Source organism: Pseudoalteromonas shioyasakiensis (assembly GCA_013391845.1).
GTDB lineage: Bacteria > Pseudomonadota > Gammaproteobacteria > Enterobacterales > Alteromonadaceae > Pseudoalteromonas > Pseudoalteromonas apostichopi.
This window is the reverse complement of record CP058414.1, coordinates 1,356,244-1,369,580: the sequence shown is the minus strand read 5'-3', so window position 1 is coordinate 1,369,580 and position 13,337 is coordinate 1,356,244. Positions and strand designations below refer to the sequence as shown.

Here is a 13,337-nt window from a genome sequence, read left to right as displayed (position 1 = left end):
ATGGCTTACGCCTGCTGCCGGCGTCGGGTGAAAAGGTAAATAAGAGGTAGATAACACACAACCACTGTACCAACATTGATTAAAGGTAACAGGGTTTTATACATATAGGTGCTGTACGATAAGTCCCAAAGATGACGATCGACTAAACGAAACAACTGTAATATGGGAGCCATTATAACGACCAGTTGCCCTAAAGCACTTTGCCATAAATAGACTTTGTCTTTAATCCCCAAGTAGGCAATTAAGGCCATCCAAGCAATATCATTAAAAGCCCACACAACATAGCGCCACACATAAATATCATCAAATGCTTTTAGAGCAGAATAAATAAGAGTTCCGAACAAGAAGAAGGCTGCCGTGATAACAGCAAAGTAAAGTGCGGGCCAATCTTTACGAAGATAAAATACAAAAATAGCCGGGCTCAGAATGAACACCCAGCTATGATCTAATGTCACAATGACAGAATCAATCCAATGAGGCAAAGTTACTCACCTTGCGTTTTACCATCATCATTGTCATCGCCACCGCCGCCATTACCTGGCATATAGCTGTACTTATCAACTTTTTTCATTTTTATACTCCATTACATGTGTTAATGAAGTTTCACTTTAATTGATTTATTGTCTTACATCAATAGGGTCAGATTCGTGAGCTTTACCTTGCATGATAGATATTTCGACACGACGATTCCGCTTGCGATCTTCATCAGTCACATTCGGTACAAGAGGCCTAGTTTCTGCGTGACCTACAACCATCATACGAGATTTATCAAAACCAGGGGCTTTTTCCATTTCGCTTGCAACGGCAACTGCACGTTTTGAAGATAAATCCCAATTATTAGTATAAAGCTCATTTGATACTTGGAAGTCGTCAGTATGTCCTGACACGGTTATTTCACCCGGCACATCTTTTAATAGTGTCGCAATATCACGAATAATAGGCTTAAACTTAGGCTGTAAAAAGGCGCTGCCAGATGGGAATGAGCCATTCTCACGGATGCGAATAATAATTTGTTGACCTAATGACTCAAGTTCAATCGCACCATCCATAATTTGCTGTTCAAGCTGCTGGGCAATTTTCTTCACAAGCTCATTAGTCTGTTCTTGGTCAGCCGCAGAAATTGACTGCTCCAATGCTTGTTGCTGAGCCGTGCTTTGCGATTCACCACCACGCTTATTACCACGTTGCTCTTGACGACCACCGGCAGAGCTTTCATCACCAGCTTGAAACTCAAGCATTTGCTGAGTCATTTCTACAGTTTGTTGTTGAATCGTTTCGATAGGGGTAGGTTCAGGTTTACCAGGGGTAAACTCCATTGCTATTACTGAGGTCCCTTTTGGAATATCTTTTACTTCAATTTTGTTTTGCACACCAAATGCAAACTTCATTGAACCAGCAATTTGCTTAAACTTCAGTACATCCATTTCCGAGAAAGCAAGTAAGAGTACAAAGAAGCACATTAATAATGACATTAAATCTGCGAAGGTTCCCATCCAGGCTGGTAAACCTGGTGGTGGACATTTGCACTCTTGATCGGACATGCCCTACTCCTCGGTATCAACTTTACGTTTTGATTCAGCTAGGTAATTTTTCAATATACCTTCAATGACTTTCGGATTTTGGCCATCTTGAATACCTAGTACTGCATCGAGAATTAAGCGTTGGTTAAGAGCTTCTTCATCTTTACGTAGTTCTAGCTTTACCTGAATAGGAATTGCTACAACGTTTGCTAAGAAAGCACCATATAATGTTGTTAAAAGTGCAACCGCCATCGCAGGACCGATTGCTTTCGGGTCATCCATGTTTGATAGCATAGCAACCAGACCTATTAGCGTACCGATCATACCCATCGCAGGGGCAATATCAGCAAGTGACTTGAATAAGCCTGCGCCAAGTTCATGACGATTAGCGGTGAGAGAAATATCTTTTTGCAGCGTGGCACGAACAACATCAGCATCATGACCATCCACTAACATATCCACCCCTTTACGCATAAAACCGTTGGGGATTTCGGCTTCTTCTAATGCTAGAAAACCGCCTTTACGTGCTGAGTCAGCTAATTCTACTGCTTTTTCAATTAATTCTTCTGGAGATTCGATTTTGAACATAAAGGCTTTAGCAGCCACTTTACCTATGCCCAAAAATTGCCCCATGGTGAAATTCGATAACACGATAAAAATCGAACCACCAAATACAATGACCACCGAAGGCGTGTTGTAAAACATTGCAACTTGGCCGTCACTACTTAACACCATCGACATAGCAATTAAGCCTATGGCACCAAGAATACCTATTATGGTTGCTAAATCCACATACCCCTCCAGAGGAACAATTACACGACACCCTCAGGCATCAAATTTTTATTATTAACTGCTTATCGGCAAGCAATTGAAATACTTAAATCATTAAATGAATTAATTATATTTTAATGTAAGATTTTTAAGCTACAAGTTTAAGCTGTATGTAAAAGCGTAAAAATAACATATTGAAAATGGATTATGCGTAAAAAAACACATCATTCTTTGACCTAGTTTAGCATTCCCCCTAAAATTGGCCTCACTTTCTAACAGCTATCGAGGCCACAATGGCAACAAAGAAACCAGAAAACTTAAGCTTTGAAGAAGCGCTGGATGAATTATCTCAAATAGTTGCACAAATGGAGCAAGGTGAATTGTCTTTAGAACAATCACTAAAACAATTTGAACGTGGTATTGCGCTGGCGAATGCTTCATCCGGTAAGTTGCAACAAGCCGAACAAAAAGTTGCCATCTTAATGGGTAACGATAGCCAAGCTCCTCTTAGCAATTTTGATTCAAACTTGGACTAATTAAGTGCAACTAAAAGAACAATTACAACGCGCTCGAGAAGACGTTGAGGCACATTTAAATCGCTATTTCGAACAGCCACTTAATACCGAAAAGAACATTAAAGAAGCTACTCATTATGGTGTTTTAAATGGTGGTAAGCGCTTACGTCCTTACCTTGTATATGCGACGGGCCGAATGATGGGTGCTAACAAGGCCGATCTCGATATTCTTGCTGCTGCCATTGAATGTATTCATAGCTACTCATTAGTCCATGATGACCTACCTGCAATGGATGACGATGACTTAAGACGTGGTCGTCCCACCTGTCATATTGTCTATGGTGAAGCGCAAGCAATACTCGCTGGTGATGCATTACAAACACTAGCATTTGATTTAATCGCCAACCACCGATTTTCAGTTCCTGCGAGCCAGCAGGTAAAAATGATAGCCTCGTTAAGCAAAGCCTCAGGTATTGAAGGTATGGTAGGTGGACAGGCACTGGATATAGAAGCGACTGATAAAGAAATTAGCGTGTCTCAGCTAGAGCGTATTCATCAGTTAAAAACGGGCGCCTTACTCAACTGTGCAATTACACTTGGTGCATTAAGTGCTAATAGCTGCGATGAGCATACTCTAAAGCAGTTGAACTTATTCGGCCAAGCAATAGGTCTGGCTTTTCAGGTACAAGACGATATCCTAGATGTAGAAGCTGATACTGAAACATTAGGTAAGCCACAAGGTTCAGATATTGCCGCCAATAAAGCAACTTACCCTGCTTTATTGGGAATGGCAGGTGCAAAGCAAAAAGCACAAGACTTACTAGCTCAAGCTCATCAAGCTCTTGAGGCAATTGATTACGACACCAGCGAACTGGCAAGCCTTGCTAGCTATATCGTTGAACGTAATTATTAATGCCTAAAAAAGAAAGACAAAATAACTAAAAAATCAGAGCAGCAATGGGCTATAATGCACTCTGGTTAGCGAAGGATGTATATAAAATCATGACACTTGATAGTAGCAAGTATCCATTATTAAGTTTGGTTGACGAACCAGCACAACTGCGTGAATTAGCGCAAGACAAGTTACCTGCGTTTAGTAAAGAGTTACGCGAATACCTACTTAACTCAGTTTCGCAAAGTAGTGGTCATTTAGCATCAGGTTTAGGCACTGTTGAACTAACGGTTGCGCTTCATTATGTTTATAACACGCCTGAAGATCGTTTAGTATGGGACGTGGGTCATCAAGCATACCCACACAAAATCTTAACTGGTCGTCGTGACCAAATGCATACTATTCGTCAAAAAGACGGCTTACACCCTTTCCCATTCCGTGAAGAAAGCCCTTACGACACCTTCAGTGTAGGTCATTCGAGCACTTCAATTTCGGCTGCACTAGGTATGGCCATTGCTGCTGAAAAAGAAGGTAAAGATCGTAAAACAGTTGCTGTTATTGGCGATGGTGCGATTACTGCAGGTATGGCATTTGAAGCGATGAACCACATGGGTGATGTAAACCCTAATGTGCTAATTATCTTAAATGATAATGAAATGTCGATCTCTGAAAACGTGGGTGCACTAAACAATCACTTTGCACGTATTTTGTCTGGTAGCTTCTACACCAATATTCGTGAAGGTAGCAAAAAACTTCTTTCAGGCTTACCACCTGTGAAAGAGCTTGCCAGCCGAATGGAAGAACATTTAAAAGGTATGGTCATTCCAGGTACTTTCTTTGAAGAGTTAGGCCTAAATTACATCGGCCCAATCGATGGTCATGATGTTAATATGTTGGTCGATACCTTACGTAACATGCGTAACCTTAAAGGTCCGCAATTACTGCATATCAAAACACAAAAAGGTAAAGGTTATAAACCTGCTGAAGCGGATCCAATTGGCTACCATGGCGTACCAAAATTTGATCCTAGCATGTCTAAATTACCAAAATCAAAACCTGGCGCGGCTACATTTTCTAATGTATTTGGTGACTGGTTATGCGATATGGCAGCACAAGACGACAAGCTGATGGCAATTACCCCAGCGATGCGTGAAGGTTCTGGCATGGTGCGCTTTTCTAAAGAGTACCCTGCGCAATACTTTGATGTAGCTATTGCTGAACAACATGCTGTAACGCTTGCAGCTGGCCTTGCCTGTGAAGGCTTAAAACCTGTTGTTGCTATTTATTCAAGCTTTTTGCAACGCGCTTACGACCAACTTATCCACGATGTGGCATTACAAAACTTACCTGTTTTATTTGCTATTGACCGTGCGGGAATTGTAGGTGCAGATGGTGAAACTCACCAAGGAGCCTATGACTTGAGCTTTATGCGCTGTATTCCTAACATGATTATCATGGCACCAAGCGATACTAATGAGTGTCGCCAAATGTTGTATACAGGTTACCAATGCAATCAACCTGTTGCTGTTCGTTACCCTCGAGGTAGTGCGGGTAATTGTGACGTTGAATCGACAATGAGCGCGATTGAAATTGGTAAAGCGCGTAGCATCAAGCTAGGTAGCAAAGTGGCAATCTTGTCGTTTGGTACGCTATTAGAGAACGCCAAAGTAGTCGCCGATGAACTTAACGCAACAGTGATTGATATGCGCTTTATTAAGCCTCTTGATACTGATGCTATTAGCGAATTACTAGCTAGCCATGATGTGATTGTTACCTTAGAAGACAACGCCATTGCGGGCGGTGCAGGTTCTGCTGTGAATGAGCACCTAGCTGCAATTAAGGCTAACGTGTCTATCTTAAACTTAGGTATTCCAGATGAATTCATTAAGCATGGCACGCAAGATGAAATGCACGCCGAAATGGGCTTAGATGCTAATGGCATCTTAGCTAGCATCAAAGAGTTCATGGCTTAAGCCAAACAGCATTCACAAAAAAGGAGCTTTAAAGCTCCTTTTTTAATACCAATCCGCTTAATTAAGTAGTCTATTTTGAGGCAATTAAACCTCGTTGATAACAAGGCAAAAATTTCGTTCTTTAGTTGTTCTAAATGAGAAATTTTTAACGCAGTTAGCGACAGGTTTAATCCCTCAAAATGATTAAGTATTATTGCGGGTTGGTATAATACCAATAGAAACTCTATCGCATCCAAATTTTTATATCGGCTAAGCCATTAGCTTGTAATGCACTGAGCTGCTGATCAACATTATTGCTTTGCTCGAACTCAAAGGCATCTAATTGCTCATCAAAGGTAATGTTTGCAACACCATCACCACCACGCTTTTTAACTTGATGTAATGCGATATCAGCAAGATTGACTGAAGTTTCCCAACCAATAACTTGTCCACCCAATAAAGGTAATGGGTAGAAAGACCAGCCAATCGACGCAGTAATGGTGGTTGACTCACCATTTGGTAATCTAAATGGATTTGCTGCAATTGCTTCACATAAATCAGCAACATAATTGTCTATCGCTGTACGTTTGAAATCACGTAGTAAGAGTAAAAACTCATCACCACTCCAACGTGCGACATAGTCAGAACCTTGTGTACGGCTATTAAGTAAGGTTGCCATTTGCTGTAAACAGCTATCGCCTGCAAGTGGCCCATAAGCATCATTAATTCGGCTAAAGTTATCAAAGTTAATGATCAACAATACCAATGATTTGCCCTGCGCTTGTAATGACTGCGAGTTTCGCTGGAAGTGCTCGATATCTTTTGGTAGTTGATCAAACAAGAAACGGCGGCTACGTAATCCAGTAAGCTCATCAGAATGGCTAACTAACTTAAGCTGTGAATTTACTTGATTAAGCTTATCGTTGGCTTCACGAAGCTCAACAGTTCGTTCTGTTACTAAGCTCTCAAGAGCTAATTGTTTACGTTTCTCTTGCGCTCTAAATACCCAGAACACAAGATAAAACAATAAAATAAAGCTGCTGGTGATCAAAAGTCTGAAATAGATAGTCTCGTCAAAGCGACGCGGCACCACAAAACTATACTCAGTACGACGTGCTTTTTGCCAATCTTCACCACGGCGTTTTGCTTCAAGCTGGAATAAAAAAGAACCCGGCGGTAAGTTGGTATAAATTGCCTCACGACGAGTATTAGCATAACGCCAGTCACTGTCCAAGCCACTTAAGCGGTAACGGAACTCAATACTTGAAGGGGCATAATAATCAATCGCAGTATATTTTAATGTCACATCACGCTCATCAATTTGCAGCTCAGGTTTATTACCTAAGGTTGCCGTACTTAAATGACGAAGCGGCGTGATCAGGCTTTCAATACGAGGTTTCAGAGCTTGCACACCAAAGAGCTCAACACTCTTTGGAATTTCAACAACACCTTGTAGGCTTGGGTACCAAATAGAGTTACCTGTATCTGCCACAGCATCATGGCCAAGACCGGCACAACATTGACTAGCTTTACCATCGAGCTGACGGTCAAACGATGAGATCACTTGTTCTACTTTTAAGCTCTCAATGTCAGTACCAAACTGCTCTACCGGCATGCGATATACGCCTTTCATGGTACTTACCCAAATACGCTTTAACTGCTTATCGTAAACGAGACTAAAAATAGACCCATACGGTAGACCATCGGTCGCATCTAACTGACGCCACTGACCTTTGGTACTGCGATAAAATAGACCATCGTTAAGTGAGCCTATTAATATCCCCACCCCTTCAATATTTAAAATACTGGTGACGTAAGCACTTTCTAAACTAGTTTGGTCGCCAATTTTCTCAATACCTCGGTCGGTAAAGTAATAAGCCCCTTTACTGGTACCAATTAAGCCAAAGTTTTGCTCATCAAGAACATAGGTTATAAATTTACTGCTTAAGAATGCATTGTAAGCAAATGGTGTTAAACCACCATAACTTAAGCGATACATACCTCGGCCAGTACCAAGCCAAAAACCGCCTTTGCTAGAACGGCTAATTGCGAATACAGGGTTATCTCGTAGCGCTCGCCCAGGGACTGTATATAAGTTTTGGTTTTCGTAATAAAACACACCGCGACCAGTTGCGATGTACAAACGGTCACCATCAAATTGTAAGTCGTGCACCGCAGCTCGACCAAATTGATTACTCGGAATTTGATTTACAAAATTTTTGTTATAATCGAAGTAGCCAACACCACTTCGATTGGCCACCCATAATTTGCCATCAGGTGCTTGGCTAATAGCCATCACCGCTTCTGTCATATTTGAAATAGCAGAGTGACGTTCAATACGCCCCTCATGAGCAAGCCATAAACCTTCACTGAAGCTTGCCAGCCAAATATTATTTTGATTATCACGAAAGATATCAGCAAACCAAATACTCTGATCTAGCTGACTTGGCTCAACCCATTGCCAATCACCTGAGTTATCACGAAATAACAGCCTGCCATAGGTCGAAATCCATAACGCCCCATCAGAGTCACTCATAAACTTATAAACAGCAGAGTTACTCGCATTTGGAAGTGGGAATGGACGCAGCTCATCATCTAAATCAAGAAAATAAGCACCTAGCTCAGAGGCTAGGTATAAGTTACCTTCAAGCCAAGCCATATCATGAATAATGGTTTGTGCTAATCGTTCAGGTAATGACACTTTTGCAGTGAGTTCTAATCGTAATTTTGCAAAGTCAGAAGAGGTATTAGTTAAGCGCAGTAAGTGACGCTCATTAACCAGCCAAATACCTTCTGGCGACAAAGCCATTTGACTCACTGAACCAACAATTTGCGTAATTGCAGTGGCATTAGATACCGGTACGATTAACGCTGAGTTTTGATTTAGTGTGACTTGATTTCGAGCAACATAATAAAGGCCGTTCGCGGCAATCCAGATACTACCTTTGGAGTCTTCAAGAATATCCCGCACAGGGCCTTTGACATTAAAGGTTTGCGACATCATAGTTTTAGGATCAAGTGTCACCAAGCCATTTTTGGTACCTACCCAAAGTAATCCAGTGCTATCAACCAATAACTTATTAATACCGTTACTTGGCAGGAAGTCGCTATTTTGCGTATTGAAGTTGGTGAAAGTATTACCATCAAATCGGCTTAATCCAAACTGTGTGCCTAGCCACATATAGCCTTGCTCATCTTGAGCAATACTTTTTAAAGATTGTGATGGCAAGCCATTTTGGATGTTCCACTGTTTAACGACATAGTCAGTAATAGATGCAAACACAGGCATGCTGCAAAGCATCAACAAACAGACAACTAGAAATCGCATCATATACTTGCCACCAAGTAACACTTAACTCATCGTTTAAAAAGGCAAATAGCCAGCTTTAAACAAGGCTTGAACACAAATTAATGAAAATATACCTGCTAAAATATCATCAGCCATGATGCCCAAGCCACCGTGTAAACGTCTATCGAGAATTCTGATAGGACCTGGTTTAGCGATATCAAAAAAACGAAACAACAAAAAACCAACCAACAGTGACTGCCAATTCAGTGCAGCACCAATCATGGTGATATAATAACCAGCAACTTCATCCCAAACAATGGCAGGATGATCGTGTACCCCTAAGTCATCTGCCGTTTTACCACATGCCCAAATACCAAATACGCTGATCACGATTGCAAACACAATCTGTAACCATAGCGGAAAGTACATTGTGGTAAAAATAAACGGCAATGCAGCAAAGGTACCAAAGGTGCCTGGAGCTTTAGGCGCAAGGCCTAAGCCAAAACCCAAACCAAAAAATTGGTGTGGGCGTTTTAAATTGAATAAACGGTTATTGCTCAAACCGGCTCCTTCGTGAAGTGCTGAAAACCCTTGCCTTGATAGTTAAATTTTTCACCATCAAGTAATAGTTCAATGTCACTTTCGCCACTTTTAATTTGCCCAACACAACTTGCTTCAACACCATATTGGCGCAACTTCATATCAACCATGCTTTTATTACTTTCAGGCACAGTAAACAGCAACTCATAATCGTCACCGTAATTTAAGATATAATCAAACTGCTCTGCACGTGGAATTGAAGAGTTTAGTGCATCAGAGACTGGCACTTTATCGACATTGATCACAGCACTGACTTGCGATAGCGCTAAAATATGTCCTAAATCAGCTAATAAGCCATCAGATATATCAATCGCCGCAGAGGCTGCACCTCGTAACACCTGCCCCGCTGCAACACGCGGAGTCGGGTAATCAAAGCGATTATTTAAATAATTTAAATGTTCAGGGGCAATATCAAGTCCTTGTTTACGAGCTTCAATTGCCACACCAGCATCACCTAATGGGCCTGTTACATAAATCCAATCGCCAACTTTAGCACCACTACGACGTAGTGCTTTGCCTTCAGGTACGATGCCTTTAGCACAAATTGTAATAGTTAAAGGGCCTTGGGTGGTATCACCGCCAATGATCTGCACATTGAAGTACTCTGCAATTTCATGCATACCTTCGGTGAACTCTTCAAGCCATTCTATGTTTACTTCTGGCAAAGTTAAGCCAACCGAAATCCACGTTGGTTCTGCACCCATAGCCGCCAGATCACTTAAGTTAACAGCTAAAGCTCGATGCCCAAGAGCACGAGGAGAGATGTCATCAAAAAAGTGTACCCCCGCAACTAACGTGTCTGTTGTTACTGCCAATTGGCAGTTTTCAGGCACAGATACCAAGGCACAATCGTCACCAATACCTAGGTTCACATCATGGCGAATAATACCACGGCCTTTAAAGTAACGATTGATTAATTCAAATTCCTTCATACACAAAAAAGCCGGCCCAAGCCGGCTCTCCTTTTACGGTGCTACTTACTTACGCAGTTCTTTCACTGCTTTATCAAGTACACCGTTGACAAACTTATGACTGTCTTCAGCACCAAACATCTTAGCAAGCTCAATGCCTTCATTGATTGCTACTTTGTAAGGTACGTCTTCACGGAATTTCAGCTCATAGCCAGACAGACGTAAAATTGCTTTTTCGACCATGTCTAACTCATCTGCTGGGCGTGCTAAATGTGGCGCAACGATTTCATCTAATTGCTTACAGTTAACAACAACACCGCGTGCTAGGTCTTTGAAATATTCGACGTCGATCTTAGTCACATCATTTTCAATTAACATTTGCTGTTCAATATCAGCAATCGGGTTACCGCTTAACTGCCAAGAGTATACGGCTTGAAGTGCTAAGATACGTGCTTTACGTCTTGCTGCTGGTTTCACAGAGATTCCTTAAACTTAAATTTTGTCTAACACATTAACCATTTCAAGCGCACCTAAAGCAGCTTCGCCGCCTTTATTACCCATTTTGGTACCTGCGCGCTCAATTGCTTGCTCAATGCTTTCAGTGGTTAATACGCCAAATGCAACCGGGATATCATACTCAAGAGATACTTGCGCAAGACCTTTGTTTGATTCGCCAGCGACTAAATCAAAGTGTGGCGTACCACCTCTGATCACTACGCCTAAAGCGATGATTGCATCGTGTTCTTTCTTTGCTGCAACGCGTTTCGCTGCTAAAGGTAATTCAACGGCACCTGGTACGTAAACAACAGTAATGTCGTCTTCAGATACGCCACCTGTGCGCTTAAGCTCATCAACAGCACCTGCTAATAGGCTGCTACCAATAAAGTCATTAAAGCGAGAAATGACAATGGCAAACTTTTTGCCCGGTGCGTATTTGTTACCTTCAATAATTTTCATTTAATAACCCTAAAAAATAAGTTTAAGCGGTTGCGATTGCGCAAAAATTACGGCGCATAATACCACAAAAATATAAAAGTAGCCTAGTAAATCTGTTTTCCAACAATTTGCCTAATTATGACTGCGGCTCAACGTAGTCAACCACTTCTAAGTGGAAACCAGATAACGCATGGTACTTTTTAGGACGGCTCATCAAGCGCATCTTTTCAATACCTAAATCAGCAAGGATCTGTGAACCCACCCCCACAGTACGCGATGTACCTTGGAATTTACGGTGACTAACATTTTCGCCAGCATCTTGTGCAGCAAATGCTTTAACGGTTGCTTCTAGGTCTTCCGTTGATTCTTGCTTACCTAAAATAACCAGTACGCCGTTGTGCTCAGCGATATAAGCCATAGCATCTGATAAGCCCCAGCTACGATCAGCACTTCTATCTGATAATAAGATGTCATTGAAGGTACTTTGTAAGTGAACACGAACTAACGTCGGCTCATCTTTAGATACTTCACCTTTTTGTAGGACATAGTGAAGTTGACCATCAATGGTGTCTTTGTAAGTAACTAAATCAAATTCGCCGTGATCTGTTGGCAATTTACACTTGGCAACACGCTCGATGGTGGTTTCGTTTAGGTTTCTGTATTCGATTAAATCTGCAATAGTGCCAATCTTTAAGTCATGCTCTTTAGCAAAAATTTCAAGATCTGGGCGACGTGCCATAGTGCCATCAGCATTTAAGATTTCAACAATCACTGATGAAGGCTCAAGGCCCGCTAAACGCGCTAAATCACAACCCGCTTCGGTATGACCCGCTCGAGTTAGCACGCCACCTGGCTGCGCCATAATAGGAAAGATATGCCCCGGTTGAACAATATCGCTTGGCACGGCACCTTTAGCAATAGCAGCTTGTACTGTACGAGCACGATCAGCTGCAGAAATACCTGTCGTTACGCCTTTCGCCGCTTCAATAGACATGGTGAAGTTAGTCGAAAAAGCAGCACCATTATTTTTAACCATGAGTGGTAACTCTAACTGTTGACAACGCTCTTGTGTCATAGTTAAACAAATTAAACCACGGCCATGCGTTGCCATAAAGTTGATGGCATCTGCACTGATATGCTCTGCTGCGATGATTAAATCGCCTTCGTTTTCTCTGTCTTCATCGTCCATTAAAATAACCATTTTACCGGCTTTAATGTCATCGATAATTTCTTGCGCGCTGTGTAAATTCATAATATGCCCATGAGAGTATTATTAATAGTGACTATCTTTGCTTATTTAATAAAGCCAGCTTGTGCTAGCAAGCTCATTGATATGTCTGAACGGGAAGGTTGTTCGGCCCCTTTTATTAGGCGCTCTAAATAGCGAGCAATCTGGTCAACTTCTAAGTTCACCTGAGTACCCACCTGAAATTCTGCAATCGTTGTTTGCTCAGCGGTATGCGGAACAATAGTAAGCTTAAAGCGGTTTTGTTCGACCTCATTGACCGTTAAGCTAATGCCATCAATACATACCGAACCTTTGTACGGAATGTATTTCATTAAATCATTGTCTGTACTTAACCAGTACTCTGTTGCACGGGCATTAGGACTGATACTTTCTACAGTCGCAATACCATCAACATGACCTGATACTAAATGCCCGCCTAGGCGAGAAACGGGTTGCATGGCTTTTTCGAGGTTGACTGTTTGTCCTTTTTTATAATGCGCAAACCCAGTTAAGCTGATTGTTTCGTTAGATAAGTCAGCACTAAAACCATCGCTATGTTTAGCGACAACCGTTAAACACACACCATTAGTGGCAATACTGTCACCGAGCTTGACGTCTTTCATATCCAAATTAGTGCTTTGAATACGAATAGCCAGATCGCCTTGCTTTTGTGTTAGTTCAACAATTTTACCTGTTGCTTCAATAATTCCAGTAAACATAGTG

Annotated in this window: 13 protein-coding genes; 3 read left to right on the top strand and 10 right to left on the bottom strand. The window is 41.6% G+C overall.

All coding sequences use genetic code 11. The features are described 5' to 3' along the window. Positions 1–5: 5 nt before the first annotated feature. The 3 genes from HYD28_06245 to pomA all read right to left on the bottom strand — a co-directional run bounded on the left by HYD28_06245 (position 6) and on the right by pomA (position 2,312). Positions 6–482, bottom strand: a complete 477-nt coding sequence (locus HYD28_06245) for a hypothetical protein (GenBank protein ID QLE08601.1) — start codon at positions 480–482, stop codon at positions 6–8. Positions 483–617: 135 nt separating this feature from the next. Beyond that, the gene (locus tag HYD28_06240) at positions 618–1,541 is read right to left on the bottom strand and encodes a flagellar motor protein MotB (protein ID QLE08600.1); all 924 of its coding nucleotides are present in this window, start codon (positions 1,539–1,541) and stop codon (positions 618–620) included. Between the two features lie 3 nt (positions 1,542–1,544). Further along, positions 1,545–2,312 (bottom strand): flagellar motor protein PomA, encoded by a 768-nt coding sequence (gene pomA / locus HYD28_06235; protein ID QLE08599.1) that lies wholly within the window; start codon positions 2,310–2,312, stop codon positions 1,545–1,547. A gap of 272 nt (positions 2,313–2,584) precedes the next feature. On the opposite strand from pomA, the gene xseB reads away from it, so the two are divergent. From xseB to dxs, 3 genes are all read left to right on the top strand, one after another. Further along, complete coding sequence (gene xseB, locus HYD28_06230) at positions 2,585–2,827, top strand: exodeoxyribonuclease VII small subunit (GenBank protein QLE08598.1); 243 nt, start codon at positions 2,585–2,587, stop codon at positions 2,825–2,827. Positions 2,828–2,831: 4 nt separating this feature from the next. Further along, positions 2,832–3,719, top strand: a complete 888-nt coding sequence (gene ispA, locus HYD28_06225) for a (2E,6E)-farnesyl diphosphate synthase (protein ID QLE08597.1) — start codon at positions 2,832–2,834, stop codon at positions 3,717–3,719. Positions 3,720–3,808: 89 nt separating this feature from the next. After that, positions 3,809–5,671, top strand: coding sequence for a 1-deoxy-D-xylulose-5-phosphate synthase (gene dxs, locus HYD28_06220; protein ID QLE08596.1), 1,863 nt, complete (start codon positions 3,809–3,811; stop codon positions 5,669–5,671). 223 nt (positions 5,672–5,894) lie between these two features. On the opposite strand, the gene HYD28_06215 is transcribed toward dxs, so the two are convergent. The 7 genes from HYD28_06215 to HYD28_06185 all read right to left on the bottom strand — a co-directional run bounded on the left by HYD28_06215 (position 5,895) and on the right by HYD28_06185 (position 13,333). Further along, complete coding sequence (locus HYD28_06215; GenBank protein QLE08595.1) at positions 5,895–8,981, bottom strand: diguanylate cyclase; 3,087 nt, start codon at positions 8,979–8,981, stop codon at positions 5,895–5,897. A 33-nt stretch (positions 8,982–9,014) separates the two neighbouring features. Further along, the gene (locus tag HYD28_06210; protein QLE08594.1) at positions 9,015–9,500 is read right to left on the bottom strand and encodes a phosphatidylglycerophosphatase A; all 486 of its coding nucleotides are present in this window, start codon (positions 9,498–9,500) and stop codon (positions 9,015–9,017) included. Continuing rightward, positions 9,497–10,471, bottom strand: a complete 975-nt coding sequence (thiL, locus tag HYD28_06205; GenBank protein ID QLE08593.1) for a thiamine-phosphate kinase — start codon at positions 10,469–10,471, stop codon at positions 9,497–9,499. The genes HYD28_06210 and thiL overlap by 4 nt, the downstream gene beginning before the upstream one ends. A gap of 45 nt (positions 10,472–10,516) precedes the next feature. Beyond that, positions 10,517–10,927, bottom strand: a complete 411-nt coding sequence (gene nusB, locus HYD28_06200; GenBank protein QLE08592.1) for a transcription antitermination factor NusB — start codon at positions 10,925–10,927, stop codon at positions 10,517–10,519. A gap of 15 nt (positions 10,928–10,942) precedes the next feature. After that, complete coding sequence (gene ribE, locus HYD28_06195) at positions 10,943–11,407, bottom strand: 6,7-dimethyl-8-ribityllumazine synthase (protein QLE08591.1); 465 nt, start codon at positions 11,405–11,407, stop codon at positions 10,943–10,945. 115 nt (positions 11,408–11,522) lie between these two features. Beyond that, positions 11,523–12,638: a 3,4-dihydroxy-2-butanone-4-phosphate synthase gene (gene ribB, locus HYD28_06190; GenBank protein QLE08590.1), complete on the bottom strand. Its 1,116-nt coding sequence runs from the start codon at positions 12,636–12,638 to the stop codon at positions 11,523–11,525. 41 nt (positions 12,639–12,679) lie between these two features. Then, positions 12,680–13,333, bottom strand: a complete 654-nt coding sequence (locus tag HYD28_06185) for a riboflavin synthase (protein ID QLE08589.1) — start codon at positions 13,331–13,333, stop codon at positions 12,680–12,682. Positions 13,334–13,337 lie beyond the last annotated feature (4 nt).

Bases quoted from the DNA above. Each gene is read 5' to 3' on its own strand.
- HYD28_06185 (QLE08589.1), bottom strand. From the start codon at position 13,333: ATGTTTACTGGAATTATTGAAGCAACAGGTAAAATTGTTGAACTAACA.
- HYD28_06240 (QLE08600.1), bottom strand. From the start codon at position 1,541: ATGTCCGATCAAGAGTGCAAATGTCCACCACCAGGTTTACCAGCCTGG.
- ribE (QLE08591.1), bottom strand. From the start codon at position 11,407: ATGAAAATTATTGAAGGTAACAAATACGCACCGGGCAAAAAGTTTGCC.
- thiL (QLE08593.1), bottom strand. From the start codon at position 10,471: ATGAAGGAATTTGAATTAATCAATCGTTACTTTAAAGGCCGTGGTATT.
- dxs (QLE08596.1), top strand. From the start codon at position 3,809: ATGACACTTGATAGTAGCAAGTATCCATTATTAAGTTTGGTTGACGAA.
- HYD28_06215 (QLE08595.1), bottom strand. From the start codon at position 8,981: ATGATGCGATTTCTAGTTGTCTGTTTGTTGATGCTTTGCAGCATGCCT.
- xseB (QLE08598.1), top strand. From the start codon at position 2,585: ATGGCAACAAAGAAACCAGAAAACTTAAGCTTTGAAGAAGCGCTGGAT.
- ribB (QLE08590.1), bottom strand. From the start codon at position 12,638: ATGAATTTACACAGCGCGCAAGAAATTATCGATGACATTAAAGCCGGT.